This window comes from Paenibacillus sp. Y951, from assembly GCF_056786395.1.
Window position 1 is genome coordinate 467,977 of sequence record NZ_JBXCIY010000001.1, and the last position, 24,705, is coordinate 492,681.

The 24,705-nt window shown below is 39.7% G+C and carries 28 protein-coding genes; 26 read left to right on the forward strand and 2 right to left on the reverse strand.

Annotated features, from left to right (window positions below):
- The first annotated feature begins 54 nt into the window (after positions 1–54).
- The 6 genes from AC1TPB_RS02505 (at position 55) to AC1TPB_RS02530 (ending at position 4,040) form a co-directional block, all read left to right on the forward strand.
- Positions 55–585: a Rieske (2Fe-2S) protein gene (locus AC1TPB_RS02505; protein ID WP_482075023.1), complete on the forward strand. Its 531-nt coding sequence runs from the start codon at positions 55–57 to the stop codon at positions 583–585.
- 16 nt (positions 586–601) lie between these two features.
- Entirely contained in the window at positions 602–1,273 is a 672-nt protein-coding gene (qcrB, locus tag AC1TPB_RS02510) for a menaquinol-cytochrome c reductase cytochrome b subunit (RefSeq protein ID WP_482063559.1), read from the forward strand.
- 18 nt (positions 1,274–1,291) lie between these two features.
- Positions 1,292–2,158 (forward strand): c-type cytochrome, encoded by an 867-nt coding sequence (locus AC1TPB_RS02515; RefSeq protein ID WP_482075024.1) that lies wholly within the window; start codon positions 1,292–1,294, stop codon positions 2,156–2,158.
- Between the two features lie 60 nt (positions 2,159–2,218).
- Positions 2,219–2,857 (forward strand): DUF1405 domain-containing protein, encoded by a 639-nt coding sequence (locus AC1TPB_RS02520; RefSeq protein ID WP_482075025.1) that lies wholly within the window; start codon positions 2,219–2,221, stop codon positions 2,855–2,857.
- 44 nt (positions 2,858–2,901) lie between these two features.
- Positions 2,902–3,774, forward strand: a complete 873-nt coding sequence (locus AC1TPB_RS02525; protein ID WP_482075026.1) for a hypothetical protein — start codon at positions 2,902–2,904, stop codon at positions 3,772–3,774.
- Positions 3,775–3,866: 92 nt separating this feature from the next.
- Complete coding sequence (locus AC1TPB_RS02530; protein WP_482075027.1) at positions 3,867–4,040, forward strand: hypothetical protein; 174 nt, start codon at positions 3,867–3,869, stop codon at positions 4,038–4,040.
- Positions 4,041–4,051: 11 nt separating this feature from the next.
- On the opposite strand, the gene AC1TPB_RS02535 is transcribed toward AC1TPB_RS02530, so the two are convergent.
- On the reverse strand, positions 4,052–4,918 hold the full coding sequence (locus tag AC1TPB_RS02535) for a YitT family protein (protein WP_482063563.1): 867 nt from the start codon (positions 4,916–4,918) through the stop codon (positions 4,052–4,054).
- A 131-nt stretch (positions 4,919–5,049) separates the two neighbouring features.
- Here AC1TPB_RS02535 and AC1TPB_RS02540 point away from each other — a divergent pair, with 131 nt between their 5' ends.
- From AC1TPB_RS02540 to AC1TPB_RS02575, 8 genes are all read left to right on the forward strand, one after another.
- Positions 5,050–5,400, forward strand: a complete 351-nt coding sequence (locus tag AC1TPB_RS02540; protein WP_482063564.1) for a nucleotide pyrophosphohydrolase — start codon at positions 5,050–5,052, stop codon at positions 5,398–5,400.
- Positions 5,397–6,194, forward strand: a complete 798-nt coding sequence (gene dapB, locus AC1TPB_RS02545; RefSeq protein WP_482075028.1) for a 4-hydroxy-tetrahydrodipicolinate reductase — start codon at positions 5,397–5,399, stop codon at positions 6,192–6,194. The genes AC1TPB_RS02540 and dapB overlap by 4 nt, the downstream gene beginning before the upstream one ends.
- Positions 6,195–6,230: 36 nt before the next feature.
- Positions 6,231–6,653 (forward strand): methylglyoxal synthase, encoded by a 423-nt coding sequence (locus AC1TPB_RS02550; RefSeq protein ID WP_482075029.1) that lies wholly within the window; start codon positions 6,231–6,233, stop codon positions 6,651–6,653.
- The gene (bshB1, locus tag AC1TPB_RS02555) at positions 6,653–7,360 is read left to right on the forward strand and encodes a bacillithiol biosynthesis deacetylase BshB1 (protein WP_482075030.1); all 708 of its coding nucleotides are present in this window, start codon (positions 6,653–6,655) and stop codon (positions 7,358–7,360) included. The genes AC1TPB_RS02550 and bshB1 overlap by 1 nt, the downstream gene beginning before the upstream one ends.
- A 248-nt stretch (positions 7,361–7,608) precedes the next feature.
- A complete protein-coding gene (locus AC1TPB_RS02560) occupies positions 7,609–7,758 on the forward strand; it encodes a hypothetical protein (RefSeq protein ID WP_482075031.1) in 150 nt (49 codons plus the stop codon).
- A gap of 85 nt (positions 7,759–7,843) precedes the next feature.
- Entirely contained in the window at positions 7,844–9,016 is a 1,173-nt protein-coding gene (bshA, locus tag AC1TPB_RS02565; RefSeq protein ID WP_482075032.1) for an N-acetyl-alpha-D-glucosaminyl L-malate synthase BshA, read from the forward strand.
- A gap of 14 nt (positions 9,017–9,030) precedes the next feature.
- On the forward strand, positions 9,031–10,299 hold the full coding sequence (locus AC1TPB_RS02570) for a CCA tRNA nucleotidyltransferase (protein WP_482075033.1): 1,269 nt from the start codon (positions 9,031–9,033) through the stop codon (positions 10,297–10,299).
- A gap of 3 nt (positions 10,300–10,302) precedes the next feature.
- Complete coding sequence (locus AC1TPB_RS02575; RefSeq protein WP_482075034.1) at positions 10,303–11,301, forward strand: biotin--[acetyl-CoA-carboxylase] ligase; 999 nt, start codon at positions 10,303–10,305, stop codon at positions 11,299–11,301.
- Here the strand turns inward: AC1TPB_RS02575 and AC1TPB_RS02580 are convergent.
- Positions 11,284–11,457 carry a hypothetical protein gene (locus AC1TPB_RS02580; protein WP_482075035.1) on the reverse strand — a complete coding sequence of 58 codons (174 nt, stop codon included), beginning with the start codon at positions 11,455–11,457 and terminating at the stop codon, positions 11,284–11,286. The two genes, AC1TPB_RS02575 and AC1TPB_RS02580, sit on opposite strands and share 18 nt — an antisense overlap.
- 398 nt (positions 11,458–11,855) lie before the next feature.
- Here AC1TPB_RS02580 and panB point away from each other — a divergent pair, with 398 nt between their 5' ends.
- From panB to AC1TPB_RS02640, 12 genes are all read left to right on the forward strand, one after another.
- Positions 11,856–12,707, forward strand: coding sequence for a 3-methyl-2-oxobutanoate hydroxymethyltransferase (gene panB, locus AC1TPB_RS02585; protein WP_482075036.1), 852 nt, complete (start codon positions 11,856–11,858; stop codon positions 12,705–12,707).
- Positions 12,708–12,712: 5 nt separating this feature from the next.
- Positions 12,713–13,606: a pantoate--beta-alanine ligase gene (panC, locus tag AC1TPB_RS02590; protein ID WP_482075037.1), complete on the forward strand. Its 894-nt coding sequence runs from the start codon at positions 12,713–12,715 to the stop codon at positions 13,604–13,606.
- Positions 13,599–13,982 carry an aspartate 1-decarboxylase gene (panD, locus tag AC1TPB_RS02595; RefSeq protein ID WP_482075038.1) on the forward strand — a complete coding sequence of 128 codons (384 nt, stop codon included), beginning with the start codon at positions 13,599–13,601 and terminating at the stop codon, positions 13,980–13,982. The genes panC and panD overlap by 8 nt, the downstream gene beginning before the upstream one ends.
- A gap of 107 nt (positions 13,983–14,089) precedes the next feature.
- Complete coding sequence (locus AC1TPB_RS02600; protein WP_482075039.1) at positions 14,090–14,839, forward strand: hypothetical protein; 750 nt, start codon at positions 14,090–14,092, stop codon at positions 14,837–14,839.
- 16 nt (positions 14,840–14,855) lie between these two features.
- Positions 14,856–17,726 carry an ATP-dependent DNA helicase DinG gene (gene dinG / locus AC1TPB_RS02605; protein WP_482075040.1) on the forward strand — a complete coding sequence of 957 codons (2,871 nt, stop codon included), beginning with the start codon at positions 14,856–14,858 and terminating at the stop codon, positions 17,724–17,726.
- A gap of 4 nt (positions 17,727–17,730) precedes the next feature.
- Positions 17,731–18,375 carry a redox-sensing transcriptional repressor Rex gene (locus AC1TPB_RS02610; protein WP_482075041.1) on the forward strand — a complete coding sequence of 215 codons (645 nt, stop codon included), beginning with the start codon at positions 17,731–17,733 and terminating at the stop codon, positions 18,373–18,375.
- On the forward strand, positions 18,368–19,663 hold the full coding sequence (locus tag AC1TPB_RS02615) for an amidohydrolase (RefSeq protein WP_482075042.1): 1,296 nt from the start codon (positions 18,368–18,370) through the stop codon (positions 19,661–19,663). Before AC1TPB_RS02610 ends, AC1TPB_RS02615 begins: the two co-directional genes overlap by 8 nt.
- 1 nt (position 19,664) lies before the next feature.
- Positions 19,665–20,192, forward strand: a complete 528-nt coding sequence (locus AC1TPB_RS02620; RefSeq protein WP_482063578.1) for a hypothetical protein — start codon at positions 19,665–19,667, stop codon at positions 20,190–20,192.
- A 290-nt stretch (positions 20,193–20,482) separates the two neighbouring features.
- Complete coding sequence (locus tag AC1TPB_RS02625) at positions 20,483–21,025, forward strand: hypothetical protein (protein ID WP_482075043.1); 543 nt, start codon at positions 20,483–20,485, stop codon at positions 21,023–21,025.
- On the forward strand, positions 21,018–22,511 hold the full coding sequence (locus tag AC1TPB_RS02630; protein WP_482075044.1) for an AAA family ATPase: 1,494 nt from the start codon (positions 21,018–21,020) through the stop codon (positions 22,509–22,511). The genes AC1TPB_RS02625 and AC1TPB_RS02630 overlap by 8 nt, the downstream gene beginning before the upstream one ends.
- Positions 22,512–22,618: 107 nt before the next feature.
- Positions 22,619–23,491 carry a 3-hydroxyacyl-CoA dehydrogenase family protein gene (locus tag AC1TPB_RS02635; RefSeq protein WP_482075045.1) on the forward strand — a complete coding sequence of 291 codons (873 nt, stop codon included), beginning with the start codon at positions 22,619–22,621 and terminating at the stop codon, positions 23,489–23,491.
- Positions 23,488–24,681 (forward strand): acetate/propionate family kinase, encoded by a 1,194-nt coding sequence (locus tag AC1TPB_RS02640; protein ID WP_482075046.1) that lies wholly within the window; start codon positions 23,488–23,490, stop codon positions 24,679–24,681. Before AC1TPB_RS02635 ends, AC1TPB_RS02640 begins: the two co-directional genes overlap by 4 nt.
- Positions 24,682–24,705: the final 24 nt, after the last annotated feature.

A 24,705-nucleotide genomic window follows, 5' to 3' on the forward strand; every position in this document is an offset into this window, starting at 1 on the left:
TTTGCTTTTGAGTAATACGGAAGAATTGGTTGGCAAAGGGGGTTAGAACAGAAAATGAGTAACCATGAACAACATGATTCGGAGCATCAACCGGTTAAACGCAAAGAAATGTCCCGGCGTCAGTTTTTATCATACACGCTTGGCGGCACAACTGCCTTCATGATAGGTGGCGCAGTTTTACCGATGGTTCGCTTTGCTGTAGATCCTTTATTAGCTAAAGGTAGCGAAAGCGCATTAGTAAAAGTATTAGATGAAAATAAAGTTACGTCTGAACCGCAAGAAGTAAGATTCAAAGTGCATCAAGTTGACGCTTGGTATGAAAGTGAAACTCAGAAGGTGGCTTGGATTTCCAAGGATGCTTCTAATAAAGTATTTGCACTTTCTCCAATTTGTAAGCATTTGGGTTGTACAGTAGCTTGGAACACACATGGAAAAAGTGAATATGACTGTCCTTGTCATGATGCACGTTATTCCAAAGACGGTAAAAACATTACCGTTGCAAACTCACCACTTGATGAGTATGAAGTTGTAGTAAACGATGGAGTCGTATACCTTGGCGGCATTATTGATAACACTAGAGCATAAGGAGGGCGTATGTTAGATGTTTAAAAGTATATATAATTGGATTGACGAACGTCTTGATATTACGCCGCTTTGGAGAGATGTAGCTGACCACGAAGTTCCTGAACACGTTAACCCAGCGCATCACTTCTCAGCATTCGTATATTGCTTTGGTGGTCTGACGTTCTTTATTACAGTAATTCAAATTTTGTCAGGTATGTTTTTAACAATGTATTATGTACCAGATATCGTTCACGCTTATGCAAGTGTTGACTACCTACAACACCAAATTCCATTTGGTAACATTGTTCGTGGCATGCATCACTTCGGGGCGAGTTTGGTTATTGTTATGATGTTCTTACATACACTCCGAGTCTTCTTTACAGGTTCTTATAAAGCACCTCGTGAGATGAACTGGGTAGTTGGAATGCTTATCTTCTTTATTATGCTAGGTCTTGGTTTCACAGGGTATCTACTTCCTTGGGACAATAAAGCTTACTACGCTACTAAAGTAGGGGTAGAAATTGCCGCATCTGTACCTATAATTGGTGATTATATCGCGAAGATCTTATATGGTGGGGATATCGTAGGTGCTCGGACATTAACAACATTCTTTGCAGTGCATGTATTCTTCTTACCAGGTGCATTGATTGCAATGCTTGCAGCGCACTTTATTATGATCCGCAAACAAGGGATTTCAGGTCCACTATAAGCGAAGGAGGCTACAATTATGGCAAATGGTCATAAATCGAATGAGAAAGTTGTATATGTCGGCGATTCTCGTGTGAAAGTTAACAATATGGATCACACACCGCCAGACTATACGGCTTACCCAGGTAAATCGGAAGCCTTCATTCCTAACTTTCTTCTGAAAGAGTGGATGGTTGGTTGCGTAGTATTAGTTGGTTTCCTAGTATGGGTAATGGCTGAAGCAGCTCCACTTGGCTACCCTGCTGACCCAACGAATGCTTCATTTATACCGATGCCTGACTGGTATTTCTTGTTCTTATACCAATTTTTGAAATATCCATATGTATCACAGCAATATGTATTAATCGGAACGCTAATTATTCCAGCGATTATGTTCGGTGGATTGCTATTAGCACCATTCCTTGATACAGGTAAAGAGCGTCGTTTCTACCGTCGCCCAATTGCTTCTTCACTTATGATTTTATCGATTGTTGCAGTTACTTACCTTACTGTTGTTTCTTGGTCACATTACCAGGATCAATTAGAAGCAAAAGGTATGACGCCAGAGCATCATGTTCGTGCTGAAAAAGCAAAAGAAGCACATGAAGCGGGAGAACCGCGTCCTAATCCATTAAAAGCAGTTGCAGTTCCTGCTATTATTGAAGCTGATGACCCGGCAATGAAAATTTACGAGTCGAAGTGTTTAGCATGTCATGCTGTAGATCTTAATGGTGGTCCAGGTGCTCCCGCGTTACTAGGAATCGGTAACTCTAAGTCAGCTGAAGAAATTCAAGACATTATTACTATTGGAAGAACTGAGGCTGGAATGCCATCATTCCAAGGTGAATTGAGTGATGATGAAATTGATCAATTAGCAACTTGGTTAGCGAAACAAACGCAAGAGTAACATATCTGTTAAGACCTGATCGCAAGTTGCGATCAGGTCTTTTTTGAAAGGATAACTATTATGAATGTTAAATGGTTTTTCAGTCAACCGTTTTTAATGAATCGTAATTTCCTATGGCCGTTATTTCTAATCAATTTATTAGGTACAATTTACGGTTATATTTGGTATGATAATCAGTTGCAATGGACGATTACGAATTATGAAAATTGGCGTTGGTTAATAGTATTTGTTCCAGATTCACCAACGGCAAGTCTCTTTTTCACCATAGCTGTGCTGTATATGCTATTTCCTCCAAAGGGGACTTCGCGCTTTGTAAGCTGGAGTCGCACAATAATTGAAGCACTTGCTGTCGTTTGCTCTGTGAAATACGGGATATGGGCGACTGCGATCATTATAGCTGGTGCTACGCAAGGTGAACCGCTTGAATGGCAAAGCTATATGCTGATGAGTTCACACTTGGCAATGGCCTTTGAAGCGCTGCTTTACGTCCGCTTTATGCGTGTAACTGGTATTTCATTAACGATTGCAACAGGCTGGCTACTGCTTAACGATACCTTAGATTATCACTACGGCATTTATCCATTTTTGCCAACAGCATTACATGATTATGTTACCGAAGTGAAATGGTTTACGATTAGTTTGTCTTTGGTTAGTTTATTGGCGGGCTATGTTGTATGGAAAAAGAAATGGCGGTCATAACTTGTCCTCGCCTCTCATAGATTAATAATGGGAGGGTTGCTGATATGAAATTTAAAATAGTTTTATTAGCGCTGTTTTGCATCATTTGTTTGTTAGCTTCTGGAGCTTCTGTGTTAGGATATTCTGATAATAGGACAAGCGATGTTGAAGATCCATCCTATGCACGATTGTTGAAATTAGATCGTTCGATATCTGAATTGTATGCTGAGGGTAATGAATCTCATAAACAAGCAGCCTATAAAACGGTGAAAAATATAAAAAATCAACTGAATCAACCCCAGTTATTACAATATGGAACAGCCGCAGCTTGGAAGCAAATGAAGCAGGATGTGTTGGCAATTGAGCAAGGTATCGTTAATAATAAGCCTAATGTCGTTTGGCGAGAGCCTATTAGTTCATTATTGTTAGCGATTGATGCGCTGCTACAGGCTGAACATGGTCCATGGCTTCAATATGAGTCCGTATTGTTAGATGATTTGCAATCGATTCGTACAGCAACAATATTGACAGTGCCACCAGATGACAAGACGAAGTATGTGATTGCTCATCTAACGATTTTCAAACAAAGAGTTGACCGCATGCAAACAGCAGCTTATATGGTCGGGGATGAACTGCGGATGGCGGAATTACTGCAGCGTACATTGCAGCTTAATGGATTTTTTGCAGAAGCTTCACAAGTAACTTGGACACCGCAACAAGCTAAAGAAATAGAGACCGCAATAAATAATATCGAAGAGACGATTCATACGCTATTTGCGCAAGCGGAAGAGACGATCACAGTTCCGATCGTGGACGCCTCAAGTGGATGGAATCCAACAACATTGGCATTGTTAATCGGTGCCTTTATATCCGGCTTGCTAACCTTTACAGCGTATCGCAAATATAAGCAAGCACCGTTCGGAGTGAAAAAAGTATAATGAGGTGCAAGCTACTGGACGATCTCCCGCTAAGAAGATGCCAGCAATGTGTACACTTGTGTACACAAGCGAACAAGAGGTCGAAGCTTTAAATGAAGATTCAAAAAGTGGGCTTTCAGAATCGAGCAGGTGAAACGCTACTTGAGAAAGGCGGAAGCGCAAGTGTACGTGGTTGGTACACGCGAACCGTACTTTCCAAGTTCGTTTCAGATGCGATGTCGAATAAGCTACACGCACAATCATCGTTATCAAAGGACGCTTTTTGAATTACATCTAGCTACTCCTCTTTGAAGCCTTCACCTAGTACGTCTTGCACCTCATCAATTACAACAAAAGCGTTAGGGTCGATATTGCGAACAAGCTGCTTCAGACGATGAGTCTCGGAGCGGTGGACAACGCAATATACGACCTTTTTTTCTTTTCCTGAATATGCTCCTACGGCAGGAACAATCGTTACTCCTCGCTCAAGCTCCATTGTTATTCTACGAGCAATTTCATCGCCTTTATCTGTAATAATGGAGAAGGCTTTGGCAGTGTATGCTCCATTTTGAATAAAATCAATCATTTTGGACGCGATGAAAACCATGACTAGTGTGTATAGCACTTTATCAATTGAAATGTAGAACACAGAGATACCAATTATAATAACATCAAACACTAATATGATCTGTCCCATACTATATCCGCGCCAACGAGACAAAATACGGGCAATAATATCGATACCACCCGTAGTTCCACCATAGCGAAACACAATGCCGAGCCCAGCACCGAGCGTTACGCCAGCATAAAGTACGATTAGCATGGAATCATAACTTTGATTGAATGAGATTAAATAATGGTTACGTACTGAGTATTCTAACAAAGCGAGAAAAATAGACAGCATAACAGAACCGTATATCGTATAAATCATTTTTTTGCCACCGAGTATTTTCCAGCCAACTAGAAATAGGGGAATATTAATGAGCAAAGTCGTAATTGACATCGGTAGGCTAAAAATATAATTTAATAGAACAGCTATCCCTGTAACGCCGCCTTCCATAAGCTGGTTAGGGATCACGAAAACCTGTAAACCAAAAGCGTATAAAGCAGCTCCGATTGTAATTGGAATTAACTGTCTTAGTGATGTTTTTATTGTTGAGGGCATATGGATCAATCCTTTTCGCACAGTATATTATGCATTAGTATGCCTTACTTTCTCTCGCAAAAAACATTGTTTTATTAATAGTGATACGGTAACATATAAGTGAATGGTTCTTGAAGAAGGGGCGTATGAAAATGGCTGAGAAATCATTAGCACAATTACAGCGTGAAGTCGATGATTACATTTCACAATTCAAGGAAGGCTATTTCAGTCCACTCGCTTTAGTTGCCAGACTTGCTGAAGAAGTTGGAGAGCTAGCTAGAGAAGTTAATCATACTTACGGTGAAAAACCGAAAAAACATGATGAAGCAGATAATTCTATTGAATTAGAACTTGCTGATATTTTGTTCATATTGAATTGTTTTGCAAATTCATTGAACATCGATCTTACAGCTGCTCATGATAAAGTTATGGAGAAATTTAATACAAGAGATGCAAATAGATGGACAAAAATTGATTCAGATAACGAAGGAGAACAACGATGACAATAAAAGTTGCAGTTATAGGTGCAAGTGGTCGTATGGGTATAGAAGTTGTGAAAATGGTGTTAGCGGATGAAGCATTGCAATTAGTAGCTGCAGTTGCTCCTTCTTTCGAAGGACAAGATGCAGGTCGTATTGTAGGAGCTGATTTGACTGGCGTAACTGTTGTTTCAACATTGGAAGAAGCATTAAGCTCAACAAAAGCGGACGTTATGGTTGATTTTACTGTCCCTCATCTTGCATACGAGCATGCAAAGCTTTCAATAGAATATGGCGTGCGTCCAATTATGGGGACAACAGGATTTACACCTGAACAAATTGTTGAATTAGAAGTACTTTGTAATGATAAAGGAATTGGCGGATTAATTGCGCCAAACTTCTCCATCGGTGCCATTCTTATGATGAAATTTGCGCAAGAAGCAGCGAAATATATGCCGCATGTTGAAATTATCGAGTATCATGGGGATCAGAAGCTAGATGCGCCCTCTGGAACATCTATTAAAACTGCAGAATTAATTGCTCAAACTCGCCAGGAATTGCGTCAAGGAAATCCTAATGAGCAAGAGACAATTGAAGGTGCACGTGGCGGGTATTATGAAGGTTTCCGTATACATAGTGTACGCTTACCTGGAGTTTTTGCTCAGCAAGAAGTCATTTTTGGCGGAAATGGGCAAACATTGAAAATTCGTCATGATTCCTATGATCGCGCAGGTTATATGCCTGGGGTTAATGTGGCAATCACAAAAGTTATGCAATATGTAGGATTAGTATATGGATTTGAACATATTATGGATTAACATACAATTATACGACAGCAAAAGAGGAGAATTATAATGTTGAATGTTGCATTTATCGCGCATGATAGAAAAAAAGATGAAATGGTCAATTTTGTTATTGCTTATGAACATGTATTTATACCACATAAATTATATTCAACGGGTACGACGGGTCTGCGAATTATGGAGCAAACGGATTTGGAAATTACTCGATTCTGTTCAGGTCCACTTGGTGGCGACCAACAAATAGGTGCATTAGTCGCTCAAAATGAAATGGATCTTATTATATTTATGCGTGATCCATTAATGGCACAGCCGCATGAGCCAGATATTACTGCTTTACTTCGTCTTTGTGATGTACAGGGTATTCCGGTTGCGACAAATATCGCGACTGCGGAATTACTAGTTAAAGCTGTTGAACGTGGAGATTTCTCTTGGAGAGAACTTGTACATAAATACAAGCCAGGAGTGGAAGAATAATGCAACAACTAGACATATTAGTTTTCGGTGCTCATCCTGATGATGCAGAAATCGGTATGGGTGGCACAATCATAAAACATGTTCAAGCCGGTTTCAAGGTAGGTATATGTGATTTGACGAAAGCAGAAATGTCATCTAATGGCACCGTGGAGCTAAGGCAGCATGAAGCTGCTATGGCCTCTGCGGTGCTTGGTCTTTCTGCACGAACCTGTATAGGATTACCGGATCGAGGGCTACAGCTAGTTAAGGAGCAAATTGATCAGGTGGTGTCTCAGATTCGCGAGCATCGTCCACGAATTGTATTTGCACCATATTGGGAAGATCGACATCCTGATCATGTTATATGTAGTAGGATGGTTGAGGAAGCGGTATTCAATGCGAAGCTTCGCAATTATATGCCCGAACTGCCTGCCTGGAAAGTTGATCAAGTCTTGTTCTATTATATTAATGATGTGCGCAATGTATCTATTGCAATTGATATTAGTGAACAACAAGCGGCAAAGGAAGAAGCATTACGCTGCTATGCTTCGCAATTTGATACATCGGCAACTGAGAATGGTGTAAGTACACCATTGACGAATCGCTATATAGAATCAGTACAATATCGAGATGCGTTGTTAGCACAACCACAAAGTTGGGGGTATGCGGAGGGGTTTGCGACGAAGAATCCGTTCCCAGTAGAGGTTATTCAAAACGACCGACTGTGATCACGTGGTTACGCGTTGTAGCGTAGTCGGCGTCGAATATGCCCCCCATCGAAAGCCTGCGTGTGCTCGCGTACACAATAAGTACGCTGTGCTACTCGTTTTCGCTGGAGTGCATCTTCTTGGTGCTGACAGCCGATCGTTTTGAACTTCAATTTGAAGCCTCGATCTTTGTCCGCTTGTATACACTCAAGTGTACACATTGCTGGGGTTATATGTGAGCGAAATGAACTATAGAGAGGTGGACTGTAATGGTAACATTATTCATTATCATCTTGTTAGTTGCGCTCGTAGTCATCATAATTAATCAGTATTCAGCGTTGAAAAGAATGGATAGCATGCAATATTCATTAGATAAACTAAATAAAACTTTACAAGATGTGAATTCTAAAGAAACGTAAGCATCATTTTGTAGTCATGAATTACGAAATTCAATTTAATCAGATGTATGTATTACAGTTATAAGTACAGGGGGGTGCGTCGTAGTTGACGCGTAAACTAAAAATAGGGATTACTTGTTATCCATCACTTGGCGGTTCAGGCGTAGTTGCAACTGAACTTGGAAAATTACTTGCTGAAAAGGGACATGAAATTCATTTTATAACGCATAGTATACCTTTTCGCTTAGGCAAGTTTCATAAAAATATATTTTTTCATGAAGTTGAAGTCAATGATTATTATGTATTCCGCTATCCACCGTACGATCTAAGCTTAGCAAGTAAGATGGCTCAAGTAGCTAAGATGCAAAATCTTGATATATTGCATGTTCATTACGCTGTTCCGCATGCGGTATGTGCCTTTATTGCCAAGCAAATGCTTAATAATGGCATGAAAACTGTAACAACACTGCATGGAACTGACATTACGGTGCTAGCTCAAGACGAATCCCTTAAAGATTTAATTCGTTTGGCGATTCATCAAAGTGATGCGGTTACAGCTGTTTCACAGGATCTTATTCAAGAGACTCGACAATTATTAGACATTACAACACCGATCGAGCTTACATATAATTTTGTAGATAAACGTATCTATTACCCGCGAGATGTATCTTCATTACGCAATGATTATGCAGCTCCAGACGAGAAAATATTGATGCATATTTCAAATTTCCGTCCCGTAAAACGAGTGTCTGATGTTGTTGATATATTCGAAAAAGTTCAGCAACAAATACCTTCCAAACTACTATTAGTAGGAGAAGGTCCTGAATTAACGAAAATTCAATGTAAAATAAATAGCCTTGGGCTTGAAGATAAAGTGTTATTCCTTGGAAAACAAGAGGATGTAGCGCAAATTATTTCGTTAGCTGATATTTTACTATTACCATCTGAGAAGGAAAGCTTTGGACTGGTTGCGCTTGAAGCAATGGCTTGTGGTGTTCCGACGATTGGTTCGAATGCTGGTGGTATTCCAGAACTTGTTACACATGGTGAAACTGGTTTTCTTTCTTCAATTGGCGACGTAAATTCGATGGCTGACGATGCATTACAATTATTGAGTGATGAGAAATTACATGCACAATTCAAAGCTGCTTGTATTAAGCGTGCGCATGAAGAGTTCTGTAATGACCGTATTACGTATGAATATGAAAGTATTTATTATAAAGTGTTAGGTTTGGAATCGGAAATTGAGCCCCTTCCTGCTGATATATGTCTCTCCTAACAAAATAGGTGGTAATGATGAACAATCAATTACAGAAAAGTAACATCCAGCCTGCATTAGTTGATGCTTGTCTTATATTAGATCAGCTTCAACATGCAGGTTTTACTGCCTATATCGTTGGCGGTGCCGTTCGAGATACACTTGTAAATCGTAATATTTCAGACGTTGATATCGCTACGAGCGCAACTCCAGAACAAGTGATGGCTATTTTTCCGCGGTGTATCCCTACGGGGTTGCAGCATGGAACGGTTACTGTATTACAATATGGTCATAGTTATGAAGTGACGACTTATCGTGCAGAGGACCATTACAAGGATCATCGCAGACCAGAGAAGGTAAGCTTTGTAGAAGATATCTATGCAGATTTAGAGCGTCGTGACTTTACGATGAATGCAATGGCCTTAGATCGTGATTTTGTGCTACATGATCCGTTTCATGGCTATTCCGACCTTATTAATGGACAATTGCGTTGTGTTGGCAAAAGTGATGAGCGGTTTCAAGAGGATGCATTACGTATGTTGCGAGCGGTACGCTTTTGCACAACATATGAATTAACACCGCTGCTTTCATTGTGGAGAGCAATAGCAAAGCATCGCCCGTTACTAGCTTACATTGCGATGGAAAGAGTCAATTATGAATTGGCACGCATGCTTTCGCATCGCTCATTTGTTAGTGGGATACAATTACTGCAACGGAATTCATTGCTGCTACATACGAAAGAACAGTTACTGCTTGCCAGCAGTTGGAAGGCTTTAAGTTTTAAGCATTTTGATAAGATAGATACGAATGTACTTACTCATATTGACGCTAGATGGGCAGCGATATTTATCGCCTCTAATCTGACAAGTGAACATACTGCTAGTGATCTTCGAGCGCTTAAATTCTCGAATGATCAGCGAGCAACGATTGTTGGCTGTGTATCTATTGATGAAGCAGTTAGGCAAATGCGTTTAGAAGAAGAGCCATTAATGAAACGTAATTGGGTAGAACTATTATTAATCCATCATTTGGATCAGCTTGAACTATGGCTATACCAGCTTGCGCCGATTTTTGCGCCAACATTACATGAAAAGTTAGTCACAATCCATCATTCACTGCGTATCCATTCCGTAAAGGAGCTTTGCATTAGAGGCAATGATCTTATGAAATGGAGTGGGCAACCAGCGGGTGCTTGGATAAAGGAACAACTTGCACATATTATGAAGCAGGTTGCCATTGGTCAACTAGATAATGAACGTGAAAAAATTCAAAGTTATGTCAATGATAGAGTGGAGGGTGAATAGTTATTGCATAAGACGACACAGTCACCATTAATACGAATGCTACTAGAAAATCCAAAGCAGTATGTTTCAGGCGAAATGATTAGTCAACAGCTAGGGATTAGTCGAACTGCAGTATGGAAGCAGATTAAGAAATTAGAAGCAATAGGCTATGAGATTGAAGCTGTGACGAAACTTGGGTATCGGTTACTTTATTATCCAATAGCAATTGATCATCTTCAAATTGAGCAGCAGTTGCAAGGGCGTCGTCTAGGAAATGTCATTCATCATTATGATGTAATTGACTCTACACAAGTGATTGCGAAGCAGTTAGCAGAAGAAGGTGCGGCTGAAGGAACTGTTGTACTCGCTGAGCAGCAGGTTAAAGGTAAAGGTAGACTAGGCCGTCATTGGCATTCTCCTTACGGCAAAGGGATATGGATGAGTGTCATCTTGCGTCCGCAAATACCGATTCAATTAGCGCCGCAATTGACGCTGCTAACGGCGGTTGCACTTTGTCGTGCAATTCGTACCTATTCCGGATTAGCAATAGGCATCAAATGGCCTAATGATTTGTTATATCAAGGAAAAAAAATAAGTGGAATATTATTGGAGTCAAGTAGCGAAGATCAAATGTTGAAATATGTCATTGCCGGAATCGGTATAGATGCTAATCTATCAGCACATGACTATGATGAACAATTACAGCTTAAGGCGACCTCTTTGCGATTATTGATGGGAAAAGAGATTGATCGTACAGAACTGATTCAACTGTTTTTGACAGAGTGGGAATTGTTAATGGAAATACACGAACGCAGCGGCTTCCGTCCTATTGCAGAGCTATGGGAAGCGGATGCTATTTCGTTAGGTCAAAAATTAAGTCTTACGACGCCGACGGAAACGTTTATAGGGACTCCATTGCGACTAACTGATGCAGGTTCCATCATTGTGAGGCTTGAGGATGGATCTGAAAAAGAAATATACTCAGCAGAAATGGGAGAGGTAACTTCAAAAAGCGGACTTTGATAACGATGATTGGCTTCGTAGTTTATTCGACGTCGAAGCTGAAGCGAACTTGGAAAGTACGGTTCGCGTGTACCAGGTACGTACACTTGCGCTTCCGCCTTTCTCAAGTAGCGCTCCATCTTCTTGGTTCTGAAAGCCCGCTTTTTGAACTCTCATTGGAAGGGAAGTTCAAACCTTCATTATAAGCTTCGTGCTGAACATTGACCGCTTGTGTACTCGTACCGTACACGTTGCTGGGTTTTGCTTCGTAGCTTGTGATAACGCTGATTATGCTAACGTAGCGTAGTCGGAATCGAATATGAAAATCCGCCGTATATTTACGGCAAAACATTTTTCTGATACACTAATCGTACTAGGCGGTATTCTTGGAAGCTGCACTAGAAATTGTGTTAAATTCTAATATAGATTTTAGAATGCACACTCTGCTCAGAGCCTAAAGGACCGAGACAGAAGGAAGCATTACTATTGATGATTTCCTTTTTATGTTTGGGGACCTTTTTAGCGTGGCTAAAAGGTTTTTTTGTGTTAACCAACAATTAAAGGAGCTGAACTTCATGAGAAAAAGATTAACGATTTCTGCTATGGCTAAGATGAAGCAGGAGGGAAATGCTATTTCTGTACTAACAGCCTATGATTATCCTTCGGCTAAGCTTGCAGAGGAAGCGGGAATAGATGTTATTTTAGTAGGAGATTCATTGGGAAATGTTGTGCTCGGATATGATACAACGATTCCCGTAACAATAGATGATATTGTATATCATTCCAGAGCTGTTGCGAGAGCGGCTACAAGTACATTTATTGTAGCGGATATGCCGTTCATGACTTATGGAATAAGTAAAGAGCATACATTAATAAACGCTGCCAAAATTATGCAAGAAGGTCATGTACAGGCTGTTAAGCTTGAAGGCGGCATCGAAATTACGGAGCATGTCAAGGCATTAGTTGGTGCAGGTATTCCTGTAATGGGACATATCGGATTAACGCCGCAGGCTGTTCACCAGTTAAGTGGCTATAAAGTACAAGGTAAGCTTGAAGGCGAGGCGAAGAAGCTGCTTGACGATGCCATTGGGTTACAAGAAGCAGGTGCTTTTGCTATTGTGGTGGAGCTAGTTACAGAGCAAATTGCTACAATTATTGCTCAGACCCTCCACATCCCGATCATTGGTATCGGCGCGGGTAGAGGCTGTGATGGTCAAGTTCTTGTGTATCATGATATTTTACAATACTCTTCACCTAATTATCCGAAGAAATTCGTGAAAACTTATGCTAATCTCGGGGAAACGATTCGTAATGCTATTGGGGATTATGTGGCAGATGTGAAATCTCGCCAATTTCCAGAGGAAGAGCATTCTTTTCAATCGCCACAGCAAAATATAGACAATTTATATGGTAACAGAGAGGAATAAAAAGGATGAATATTTGTCGCACGAAGCAACAGCTGAAATTAGCGGTTAGAGAGGCGAGAAAGCAGCAACAATCGATTGGTTTCGTACCAACGATGGGATTTTTACATGAAGGTCATGCGAGCCTGCTACGTGAAGCGAAAGTCGATAATGATGTTGTCGTACTTAGTATATTCGTTAATCCAATGCAATTTGGTCCAAATGAGGATTTGGATCGTTATCCTCGCGATGAGGAAAGAGATATAGCACTTGCGGCATCATGTGGCGTTGATATTGTATTTTTGCCAACTACGGAAGAAATGTACAAGGCAAAACCATTAACGACAATTAAAGTTGAGGAAGTCACGAATCGCTTATGCGGGGCATCCAGACCAGGACATTTTGATGGTGTTGGATTAGTCGTTAGTAAGCTATTCAATATCGTTTTGCCTGATAGAGCTTACTTTGGGATGAAGGATGCTCAACAAGTAGCAGTAATTGAGCAAATGGTTCAAGATCTTGATATGAACGTAGAAATTGTACCTTGTCCGATTATTAGAGAGCCAGATGGTCTTGCGCTGAGCTCGCGCAATGTGTATTTATCTGCAAAACATCGTGCAGAAGCTGCGACGTTAAGCCAGTCACTTAACAAGCTCCATCATAAGTTGAGTGCAGACGGTAATATGTCAGCAGATGAATGTATTACATTTATTAAAGATGAGATATTAACAAATACTACTGGCGAGATTGATTATGTAGAATTATTACATTATCCAACTTTGACAGTAATTAATGGACAAGCTTTTCTTTCGAAATCTGTTGAAAATCAAAGGTTTATTGTAGCGGTTGCCGTAAAGTTTGGTACTACTCGCTTAATTGATAATGCGTTATTCCAAGTTAGTGAGGTGATCGAGCGTGTATAGAACAATGATGAAATCTAAGTTGCATCGTGCTACAGTAACGGAAGCAAATCTTAATTATGTTGGTAGTATTACGATTGATGAAGATCTTATGGACGCTGCGGACTTATTAGAAAATGAAAAAGTACAAATTGTTAACAATAATAATGGTGCTCGTCTAGAAACTTATGTTATTAAAGGTGGACGAGGCACAGGCGTCATTTGTCTTAATGGTGCTGCGGCAAGACTTGTTCAACCAGGTGATAATGTTATTATTATATCGTATAGCTTAATGACGGAAGAGCAAGCACATTCTTACAGTCCAACTATTGTTGTGCTTGATCAGAATAACAAGCCAACACAATTTATGAATGGTGAAATTCACTCGACCATACTATAATCAAGTTAATCCCTTCTTTATGTAACGAATACCATGCTGAATGAAAAGATCACTTTCAACAGAAAATGACCGTAGACTCCTACATTCAAAAGAAGGCGGGATACGGTATGATAAGTGATATGTTTTCGTCAATGCATGAGCTGCTTGATTACATTATTCAGCATTATGAAGAAGCTGACGCTGAGGAAAGAGAAGAATACTGCTTTCGTATTCAAGAATTGAAGGAAACAAATGATTCATTTATGGATCATTGGGTGTCATTCGAAGAAAAGCTTGCTATATTTTTTGAATCTTATCGTGAGCGAGAGCATGAAGCAATCAATGCAAAGTCGGAGCATCAGGCGGGATTAGATGAATCCACGATCGCACCAGTACATCTCGCTAAGGAATTAATTGAAACGTACAGTCAAGAACAACCATGCAATGAATGTGATCTTTATACACCACTTGAAGATGAGCTAATTCTTGATCGGGCACAAGGTTATTATAAACTTTTTATGTTTACGGAAGCTGCAGATTTATTTAATCAAATTATTACGACTACTCCAGAATGCAATATGGCAAGATTATATTATGGTATGACATTAATGCATATGCGCAACTGGAACGAAGCGCAAAGACAATTTCAATTGTTAACGGTATTGAGCGATTTTCCCAAATGGTTAGCATTAAGTTTCAATGCGCTCGGTTGTATTCATGCGATCAAGCTGAATATGAACCAAGCTGAGCAATTATTCCTTAAAGCTTATTCCATCTATCCACAGTTTGAAGATTCACTTAAAAATTTACAATGCTGTATGGAAACTCCAGAGCAGTTATCATTATATTTTGGAAGCACAGAGTTGATCTGTACGTGAGAGGAACGGTCACTGAATGAAGTATGCCATTTTTGATTTGGAGACAACTGGACAAAGTGCCTTGGATGAAATTATACAAATCGGACTAGTTGTCGTATCTGATGAATTAGAGATTATCGATACGTATAGTACATTTGTTAAGCCAACTGTTGAGATTCCTGCGTTTATTACAGGTCTTACGGGGATTCAATACAGTGATGTTCAAGATGCTCCTGATTTGAATGATGCTTTAGTTGGACTAATACCACATCTTGATGATGCTGTTCTCGTTGCTCATAACGTGGGCTTTGATGCGAATTTTTTGAATCATGCCCTTGATCAATGTGGATATCTCCCTTTCAATGGGAGAAGATTAGATACAATGGATTTTTTGCGTATTTTATACCCATCGATCACTTCGTATCAATTAGGGACGGTAGCTGAGCAATTAGGCGTAGAACATGAAATGCAGCATCGTGCCGATAGTGATGCACTTGCTACAGCTCATATTTTCATTGATTGTGTATCAAAGCTTCGTTCTTTGCCGCTGCTCACATTGCAGCGGCTATCTTCATTTTTTGATGAGTCACGAGACATCGGCTGGTATATGAACTATACGGAAAAATTAATGGAGCAGCAAGCGGTATTTGATTCAGCTGAATACGATTATTACCGTCAGTTCGCCTTAAAGGCAACGCCTTGGTCAGATGAAACGTCCGCTAGAGAAAAAGAAAATGCTAACGAATATTTTGAACGCGTAACAAGCTTCGAGCAATATATTGAAGATGTCCAAAATCGCTTCAAGGAAATGTTTGAGAACTATGAAGAGCGTAAACCGCAAATTCAAATGTATGATGAAGTATTTGAGGCACTTACTGATAATAAGCATTTGCTTATTGAAGCAGGAACGGGTACTGGTAAATCATTAGGTTACTTAATTCCGGCGCTATATTACGGCATAAAAGCGGAAGAGAAAGTCGTCGTAAGCACTCATACCATTAATTTACAAGAACAGCTTCGCAATCGAGATATTCCTTTACTTAATGAAATATTACCATTCCCTTTCCGAGCATCGTTATTAAAGGGAAGAGGCAACTATCTTTGTATGCGGAAATTTGAACATAAATTGAATATGAAGGACTTCGTTGCCCCAGTGGATGATCCTGTTACAGCGGCACAGATGGTTGTCTGGTTATCAGAAACGGAAACGGGTGATCAAGAGGAGCTTAATCTTGGGTTACGTGGTGCAGACTTCTGGGGGACGGTTTCAAGTGACGCTGATTCATGCTTGAATCGCGCTTGTCCTTGGTTCAAACGTTGTTATTATCATCGTGCAAAGCATGAATCGACGATATCTGATGTTTGTATTACGAATCATTCGATGATTTTTACAGATATTCAAGCCGATCATCGACTTTTACCTGGTTACACCAATCTCATATTAGATGAAGCACATCATCTTGAGGAAGTTGCTGGCAAACATCTTGGTAACCAAATGACCTATACTTCGTATATATATGCAATGAACATGCTGTATAAAGACATGCGAACAGGAGTGCTTCCATCGCTTCGTATTCGGATTCAAGAGGATGGGGACGACCATACTGCTGCATGGAATGAAGTTATAGATAGTGCCTATCCACAACTTCAAGATATGAAAGAGCATTGGGATAAGTTGTTCGAATGGCTCTACAGTATTGTTAGTTCCGATGCGACGCAAAGTAATGAGGCAGAATCTGTTGGTACAGCAAGTATGGTGCTGCGATTGGATCGTCATAAGCTGCCGCATGAATGGAACGAAGCGATGGAAGTGGAAAATAATTTCCATGTATTGCTGTCGCGATTTGTAAAGTCAATTGAAAAGCTTTCGAATGAAGTGAAAGAAAGACTTGATGAAGATACAGGCCTGCAAAGCATTCTCATTGATTTAAATGGTGTATTACGTGATTTGAGCAGAATTAAAGACGAATTGCGGATGTTTATGAAGCTTGAACAAGAAGATTATGTGTACTGGATGGAAGGAACGCAAGCGTATAAGTTCAGATCATTACAGCTATATTCAGCTCCAGTTGATGTAAGCGGATTGTTGAAAAAATATTTGTTTGAAGTGAAAGATACTGTCGTTATGACATCTGCTACATTATCTATTCAGAAAAATTTTGAATATATTGCCGAGCAGCTTGGATTATCGTCATATGAAAACTCCAATCGGTTAAAAGCAGTCATGCTTGATTCACCATTTAATTATCGTGAGCAGGCTTTAGTTATTATCCCGCGTGATTTCCCTGTCTTGAAGGGTGCTCATGTTGACGCGGCATATTTGGATAAATTAGTAGGCTCATTAGCGGAAAGTGCACAGACACTCGGTGGGAAAATGCTGATCTTATTCACTTCATATCGATTGTTAAAGCAAGTATATGATCCGCTGAAAGCAACGCTGCAAGGTAGCAATATTCAAGTGCTGGGACAAGGTGTTGATAGTAATAATCGCACGAAATTAACGCGTAGATTTTTGCAAAATCAAGCATCGGTGTTGCTCGGTACAAGCAGCTTTTGGGAAGGCGTAGATATCCCTGGAGAAGCGTTGCAATGTCTTGCGATTGTGCGACTGCCATTCCAACCACCTAATCATCCACTTGTTGAGGCGAAGTCGGAATTGCTAGTGAAGCAGAAGAAAAATCCATTTATGAAATTATCGATCCCGCAAGCCGTTATTCGCTTTAAGCAAGGCTTTGGTAGGTTAGTTCGTACAGCTACTGACAAAGGGATTGTAATCATATATGATACTAGAGTAATTGAAGCTTATTATGGTAAACATTTTTTATATTCATTACCTGCTCCGAAAATCGAGACGATGCATACAAGTCAGATGGCCAAGCGGATGGAAGAGTGGTTAAAGGAGGATTGAACGGATGAAGCAAACAAAAATTTCTGAAGCTGTTGTTAGAAGATTACCTATCTATTTGCAAGTACTTCATGAATTGAAAAGTCGTGAAATTGGGACGGTTTCCTCACAAGATCTCGGTAATCGATTAGACCTCAATCCAGCACAAATTCGAAAAGACCTTGCTTACTTCGGTGATTTCGGACGTAAAGGAATAGGATATGAAGTAGATTACTTGATTGATAAAATACGTCATATACTTAAAATTAATCAGACTATTAATGTAGCTTTGATCGGTGCTGGTAACCTAGGGCATGCATTATGTAATTATAACAAGTACAGTAATGATAATATGCAAATTGTTGCTGTGTTTGATAATGTTGAAAATAAAGCGGGTTCAAAAATTAATAACTTAACCGTTCAGCCGATGTCTGAATTAGCGAAAACAATCGATGAACTTAATATTCGTATTGGTATTATTACTGTTCCTGCTTCTGAAGCACAAAATGTTGCTAATCAATTAACTGAAACAAGAATTGAAGGTATCCTTAATTTTGCTCCAACAATATTACGTGTGCCAGATCATGTTCGGATCCAATATGCTGATTTTACGAAGGAATTATTGAGCTTAGCTTACTATTTGAATAATAAAGAGGTGGCCGACGATGAGTAAAATATGGGTTGAAAACGGTTTGTTCGTTACGATGGCAGGTGCAACACCTGAAGTGTTAAGTGGGCATATGATCGTAACAGATGATGTCATCACATATATCGGTGCAGATCGTCCAGAAAATGTAACAGATGCCGAGCGTGTAGATGGTAAAGGATTAGTGTTCATGCCTGGTTTAGTGAATACACATGGTCATGCAGCGATGACATTACTTCGCGGTTTCTCAGATGATTTGAACTTACAAGTGTGGCTACAAGAAAAAATGTGGCCGATGGAAGAAAAATATGTTGATCAAGATACACGGGCAGGAAGTAATCTTGCGATTGCTGAAATGCTGCTAAGTGGTACAACAACATTTGTAGATATGTATGATCGCATGGATCAAGTCGCTGAAGCTTCGGTGCAAGCAGGTATTCGTGCTTTTCTTACTAGAGGAGTCATCGGACTTTGTCCACCTGAAGTACAAACAGCCAAATTAGAAGATGCAATTTCATTTGCAAAACAATGGAATGGTCAAGGGGATGGAAGAATATCTACAATGCTTTCGCCGCATTCACCTTATACTTGCCCTCCAGATTATATCGCTCGTATTGTACAAGCTGCACATGATCTGAATTTGCCGTTACATACTCATATGTCAGAGACGAAAGCTGAAGTGCAGCAGAATGTAGATGAGTACGGAAAACGTCCAGTTGCGCATCTGGATGAGCTAGGCTTCTTCTCACGTCCAGCATTATTAGCGCATGCTGTTCATCTAACGGATGAGGAAATTGAACTGTTAGCAGCAAGAGGTGCATCAATTTCTCATAATCCGATTAGTAACTTAAAGCTAGCAAGTGGTGTAGCAAGAGTACCGGAACTATTGAAAGCTGGTGTGAAGCTTTCGCTTGGTACTGATGGTGTTGCAAGTAATAATAACTTAGATCTATTCCAAGAAATAAGAGCTGCTGCATTGCTTCATAAAGGAGTGTCAGGTGATCCGACTGTAGTTCCTGCTTATACAGCTCTGCAGCTTGGAACGTCAATGGGTGCCGAAGCCATCTGGAACTCGCAAATCGGTACGCTTGAAGTTGGAAAAAAAGCTGACTTTATTGCAATTAATATCGATCAACCACATTTCTTCCCACGTACTGATCTTATTTCTCATCTTGTCTATGCAGCTAATGGTCGTGATGTAGCTCATGTATGGATTGATGGTAAGCAAGTTGTTAGTAATAGAAAGTTACTTACGATGGATGAGGAGAAAGTTCGCTACGAGGCGCAAGCTAGCTTTGAGCGTCTGTTGAAATAAGATGAGAGCCATTGAAAAGAAACGATCCCCTTGGATGACGCCACGCAAATGGATAGCTTTCAGTATATTGCTTTTCATTGTTATTATTGTGTTACTCGTTATGTTTTATCGTAATATTCAGATGGATCGTTGGAATGAAAAAGATGAAGTCCGTGCAAGTCTTGCTCAGCAATATGATCTTTCCACTGAAAATTATCTTGAAAAATATATATGGGAAGAACAGTATTGGATAGTGCTGGCGGAAACATTGGATGGACAAGAGCAGTATGCGGTATGGCAAGATAATAACATATTAGCCTCAGCGAATACGAACGCTATTGTTTCATCTGAAGTTGTCTTACAAAAGCTACAATCATCTAAGCCAACTGCAAAAAACGTTACGATAAAGGAAGCATATTTGGCAAATCAGCTAGCGTGGGAAGTTCATTATGGCGAGGATGATAGCAATTATATTATCTATGCCTTCTATGCAATGAGCGATGGAACTTTAATAGATGAATATACAATTCCTAAGGAAACGAGATCATAACGATCTCGTTTCCTTTATTTATGTTGTAAAATCGTATAGCAAACATGATATACTATTTGCTATAAAGGTAGTTCAAAACGTGGGCTTTGATAACGATGAGTGTGCTTCGAAGATTACTCGACGTCGAATAAGAAGCGAACTTGGAAAGTACGGTTCGCGTGTACGTAATCATGTACACTTGCGCTTCCGCTTTTCTCAAGTAGCGCTCCATCTTCTCGATTCTGAAAGCCCACGTTTTGAACTTTTATTTAATTAGGAAGTACAACAAATTGATAATTGAGGTGGACTAATTGCAAAATTTTAAGCTAAAGCCAATGATTATCGCATTTTTAGTTACGATTATAGTTGTAGTTACTGGTGGATTTACTTATCAGTATGTAGCTCAGCAAAAACCATTAGAAAATCAACTTAAGCAGGCTCAATTTTCAGAAGTGACGTTACCAATTGTAGAAGACGGAGATCGTGTCTTTATTGAGATTGCGCCGCTTCCTAATGTTACTTTGAAAGAAGCCGTTCATGAAATAGAACTAATTATGACCCAACATTCTTATAAGTCTAATCTTGTTACGATTTCTCTTACTAAGCAAGAGCAACGAGAGTTAGATTCACATTGGGATACTCAGCTGTTCAATGTTGCTGAAGTAATGTCCTTACAGCAATACAGTAAGCTACCGAGCTTAATGGACTCATTAGAGCAGCAGAATACAGGCTTAGAAGCCAATGCCACGATTGATGACAACTATGTGTATGTAACGATTAGAAAAGATCTGCAAGTGAAACATATATTACTTCCGATTCATAATCAGGAGATGGAGGTATGGCGCAATGCGTAACTATGCAAAGGAAAGTACGATTGGTATACTTGCCGCCTTATTAAGTGTCACATTTGGTTATTTCATAAATATAGGAGCGGGCATATTTACAGTAGCTCTATTTGTTGTCGTCTATATGATGGCCACACAGTCTAATAAACAGGTAGGATTAGCTAGTCTGAAAAATCAAAAGGAATCAGTCATTGATGCGATTACTTTTGAACAGGTCGGTGGGCAATTACATGTCAAACAAGAATTAAGAGAAGCATTAGATTTTCTCGTTCAGCGGGATCAAATTGCCGAGCGTGGCATTCGGATGATGAAAGGTATTTTACTTACAGGTCCTCCTGGTACGGGGAAAACGATGCTAGCAAAAGCAGCAGCCAATTATACAGATAGCGTCTTTATCGCCGCATCCGGTAGTGAATTTGTGGAAATGTATGTCGGTACAGGGGCTAACCGTGTTCGTGAATTATTCAATAAAGCGAGAAAACAAGCGAAAGAGCATAATAAGAAAAATGCGATTATATTTATTGATGAAATAGATGTTATCGGTGGTAAACGTGATGGCGGCCAGCATCGCGAGTATGATCAAACGTTGAATCAATTGCTAACGGAGCTAGATGGTATTTATCATAATACTGAAGTAAATGTTTTGTTAATTGCTGCTACGAATCGGAGAGATATACTAGATGAAGCGCTATTAAGACCTGGTCGATTTGATCGACATATCGAAGTGTCACTTCCCGATAAAAAAGGCCGTCGACATATTATAGAATTGCATGCAGCGAATAAAACAATTCATGAAGATGTAGATTTTGATCAGATCGCCAAAGATACGTATCAATTTTCAGGTGCGCAGCTTGAAGCAGTGATGAATGAAGCGGCAATTTATACGATGCGTGAAGGGCAAGTGGAAATTACAAGAAATCATATTCAAGCGGCTATTGATAAAGTTTTATTAGGCGAAAGAAACAATCGAGAAGCTACTGTCGAAGACAAATTAAGAGTAGCACGACATGAAATAGGTCATGCTATTATGGCAGAAATAACGGCACCTGGGTCCGTCGCACAGGTTGTTCTAACGCCCCGTGGTGGTGCGCTAGGCTTTGTGCGTCATACACCAACAACAGAGAAATTTTTATATACGAAAACTGATTTAGAAGGAAAAATTATGGTGACATTGGGTGGCTCAGTGGCCGAAGAGTTATTTTATGGAGAACGCAGTACAGGTTCTAAAGGGGATTTTGATCAAGCATTACAGCTCGTAAAAACGATGGTAGAGTCAGGATTAACATCTATTGGAATTATAGATAGTAGCATGATGACAGCCGATCGCTGGAATGAGATCACAAATCAAGTTTTAGATGAATTATTATTGAAGACGAAGCAAAAATTAGAAGAGCAATATGTGATTTTCGATCAGTCCTTGCCACAATTAATGGAAGAGGAGTTTGTAAGTGGTGACAACTTTAGAAATTTATTGTGGAATAACGACTTAAATTAGATTTATTTTCGACAAATTGCATAAGAGCGCTTACCGAGCCTGCAAAATATTTCGAAAAGAGTTATAATGAATAGGATAAAATGTTGTAAGGGAGAAACGAAAAACCTATGATTAAGAAAGTTGGAGTTGTTGGAGTAGGGACAATGGGTCAAGGAATTGCTGAGATGCTAGCTAAAAATAGTTTAGATGTCTATATGCTTGAAATTTCTAATGACCGATTAAAGCATGCTTTGAACATGATTGAGATGAGCCTAGATAAACAAATAGAGAAATGGGCTATTACATCATCAGAGAAAAAATTAATTCTTTCTCGTATTCATACTATTTCGAAAATGGAAGAGTTAACGGGTTGTGAGTTGATTATCGAATCCATTACGGAAGATTTGGATCAAAAGAAAGAGATATTTAAGCAACTTGATCAAGTAACAAGTGCTGATACAATTCTTGCAAGTAATACTTCATCACTTAGCTTAACTGAAATTGCAAGTGCAACATGTTCTCCAGAGCGTGTTATTGGTATGCATTTCATCCATCCTGTATCGTCAATTGATATGGTTGAAATTGTACGTGGCTTGAAAACTTCCGAAGAAACTGTGGAAGTAACCAAGCAATTTGCCGAGGAAGACATTCAGAAAAAAGCAGTTATGGTATTTGAATCTCCAGGTTTTGTAACGACTCGTTTAATGTGTCTATTCATTAATGAGGCGCTTCATGTACTTGAAGAGGGCGTTGCTACAGCTGAAGATATTGATAATGCTATGCGTGTTGGATATTCATTCAAGCTCGGTCCATTCCAAATGGCAGATCAATTTGGGTTAGATTCGGTTCAAGCTGCACTTGAAAACATGTTCCGTGAATATGGTGAGTTGAAATACCGACCATCTATCGTACTGAAGAAAATGGTGCGAGCTGGACATCTTGGAGTTAAAGCTGGGGTAGGATTTTTCAAATATGATGCGGATGGAGATCGAGTCGAATGAAAGTACTTGTAATTAATGCTGGAAGTTCATCTTTGAAATATCAATTATTCGATATGACGAATGAATCTGTATTAGCAAGTGGTCGTGTAGAGCGTATCGGGATGGATTCTTCGATCGTTACACATGAGCCAGTAGGGAAAGAAGAAGTTGTTGAAGTAAAAGAAATATTGGATCATGTAACTGCTGTTAAGCGAGTGATCGATATGTTAATTCATGCCGAGCATGGCGTAGTAAAATCGATGACTGAAATCGATGCAGTAGGTCACCGTATTGTTCATGGTGGCGAGATTTTCAAAAATTCTGTTATCGTTACGGATGCAGTGAAGAGCGAAATCAAACGATTGTTTGAGCTAGCGCCACTTCACAATCCAGCGCATATGATGGGAATTGTAGCTGTAGAAATGAACTTGCCAAATGTACCGCAAGTGGTTGTATTTGATACAGCTTTCCATCAAACGATGCCAAAAACATCTTACTTATATGCGATTCCAAAATCATTGTACAAGCGTCATAAAGTTCGTCGTTATGGATTCCATGGAACATCCCATGCTTATGTGAGTGATGTTGCAGCAAAAGTGCTTGACAAAGAGTTAGCTTCATTAAAAATGATTACTTGTCATATCGGTAACGGAGGTAGTCTTACAGCGATCCTTAATGGTCAATCGTTCGATACAAGTATGGGAATGACTCCACTTGAAGGACTGATGATGGGTACTCGTAGTGGTGATTTAGATCCTGCAATTGTTCCTTTCGTTATGAATAAAGAAGATCTAACATTGAACGAAGTGAATTCTATGTTGAACAAGCATAGTGGACTATTAGCAGTATCGGGCCTGAGCTCTGATATGCGTGAGATTACTGATGCGATGGATGAAAATGAAGAAGCGAAACTTGCATTCGATATGTACGTATATCGTGTGAAAAAATATATGGGTAGCTATGCTGCAGCAATGAATGGTCTAGATGTTATGGTATTCACAGCGGGCGTAGGTGAAAACTCTGTTGTTCTTCGTAAAGCAGTATGTGAAGGACTTACATTCCTAGGACTTGAGCTTGATGAGGAATTGAATGCGAAGCGCAGCAAAGAGCCGCGTGTCATTTCTACGCCAAATTCTCGTGTTAAAGTAATGGTTGTTCCGACGAATGAGGAGTTACTAATTGCAAGAGACACATATAATTTGGTGAAGTAAGCAGTTGTTCAAAAAGCAGACTTT

Bases quoted from the DNA above. Each gene is read 5' to 3' on its own strand.
- AC1TPB_RS02640 (WP_482075046.1), top strand. From the start codon at position 23,488: ATGAAAGTACTTGTAATTAATGCTGGAAGTTCATCTTTGAAATATCAA.
- AC1TPB_RS02615 (WP_482075042.1), top strand. From the start codon at position 18,368: ATGAGTAAAATATGGGTTGAAAACGGTTTGTTCGTTACGATGGCAGGT.
- AC1TPB_RS02540 (WP_482063564.1), top strand. From the start codon at position 5,050: ATGGCTGAGAAATCATTAGCACAATTACAGCGTGAAGTCGATGATTAC.
- AC1TPB_RS02600 (WP_482075039.1), top strand. From the start codon at position 14,090: ATGATAAGTGATATGTTTTCGTCAATGCATGAGCTGCTTGATTACATT.
- AC1TPB_RS02530 (WP_482075027.1), top strand. From the start codon at position 3,867: ATGAAGATTCAAAAAGTGGGCTTTCAGAATCGAGCAGGTGAAACGCTA.
- AC1TPB_RS02520 (WP_482075025.1), top strand. From the start codon at position 2,219: ATGAATGTTAAATGGTTTTTCAGTCAACCGTTTTTAATGAATCGTAAT.
- AC1TPB_RS02635 (WP_482075045.1), top strand. From the start codon at position 22,619: ATGATTAAGAAAGTTGGAGTTGTTGGAGTAGGGACAATGGGTCAAGGA.
- AC1TPB_RS02570 (WP_482075033.1), top strand. From the start codon at position 9,031: ATGATGAACAATCAATTACAGAAAAGTAACATCCAGCCTGCATTAGTT.
- dapB (WP_482075028.1), top strand. From the start codon at position 5,397: ATGACAATAAAAGTTGCAGTTATAGGTGCAAGTGGTCGTATGGGTATA.
- AC1TPB_RS02550 (WP_482075029.1), top strand. From the start codon at position 6,231: ATGTTGAATGTTGCATTTATCGCGCATGATAGAAAAAAAGATGAAATG.
- AC1TPB_RS02505 (WP_482075023.1), top strand. From the start codon at position 55: ATGAGTAACCATGAACAACATGATTCGGAGCATCAACCGGTTAAACGC.
- panB (WP_482075036.1), top strand. From the start codon at position 11,856: ATGAGAAAAAGATTAACGATTTCTGCTATGGCTAAGATGAAGCAGGAG.
- AC1TPB_RS02630 (WP_482075044.1), top strand. From the start codon at position 21,018: ATGCGTAACTATGCAAAGGAAAGTACGATTGGTATACTTGCCGCCTTA.
- AC1TPB_RS02580 (WP_482075035.1), bottom strand. From the start codon at position 11,457: ATGAGAGTTCAAAAAGCGGGCTTTCAGAACCAAGAAGATGGAGCGCTA.
- AC1TPB_RS02560 (WP_482075031.1), top strand. From the start codon at position 7,609: ATGGTAACATTATTCATTATCATCTTGTTAGTTGCGCTCGTAGTCATC.
- qcrB (WP_482063559.1), top strand. From the start codon at position 602: ATGTTTAAAAGTATATATAATTGGATTGACGAACGTCTTGATATTACG.
- AC1TPB_RS02620 (WP_482063578.1), top strand. From the start codon at position 19,665: ATGAGAGCCATTGAAAAGAAACGATCCCCTTGGATGACGCCACGCAAA.
- AC1TPB_RS02525 (WP_482075026.1), top strand. From the start codon at position 2,902: ATGAAATTTAAAATAGTTTTATTAGCGCTGTTTTGCATCATTTGTTTG.
- bshB1 (WP_482075030.1), top strand. From the start codon at position 6,653: ATGCAACAACTAGACATATTAGTTTTCGGTGCTCATCCTGATGATGCA.
- AC1TPB_RS02610 (WP_482075041.1), top strand. From the start codon at position 17,731: ATGAAGCAAACAAAAATTTCTGAAGCTGTTGTTAGAAGATTACCTATC.
- AC1TPB_RS02515 (WP_482075024.1), top strand. From the start codon at position 1,292: ATGGCAAATGGTCATAAATCGAATGAGAAAGTTGTATATGTCGGCGAT.
- panC (WP_482075037.1), top strand. From the start codon at position 12,713: ATGAATATTTGTCGCACGAAGCAACAGCTGAAATTAGCGGTTAGAGAG.
- dinG (WP_482075040.1), top strand. From the start codon at position 14,856: ATGAAGTATGCCATTTTTGATTTGGAGACAACTGGACAAAGTGCCTTG.
- AC1TPB_RS02535 (WP_482063563.1), bottom strand. From the start codon at position 4,918: ATGCCCTCAACAATAAAAACATCACTAAGACAGTTAATTCCAATTACA.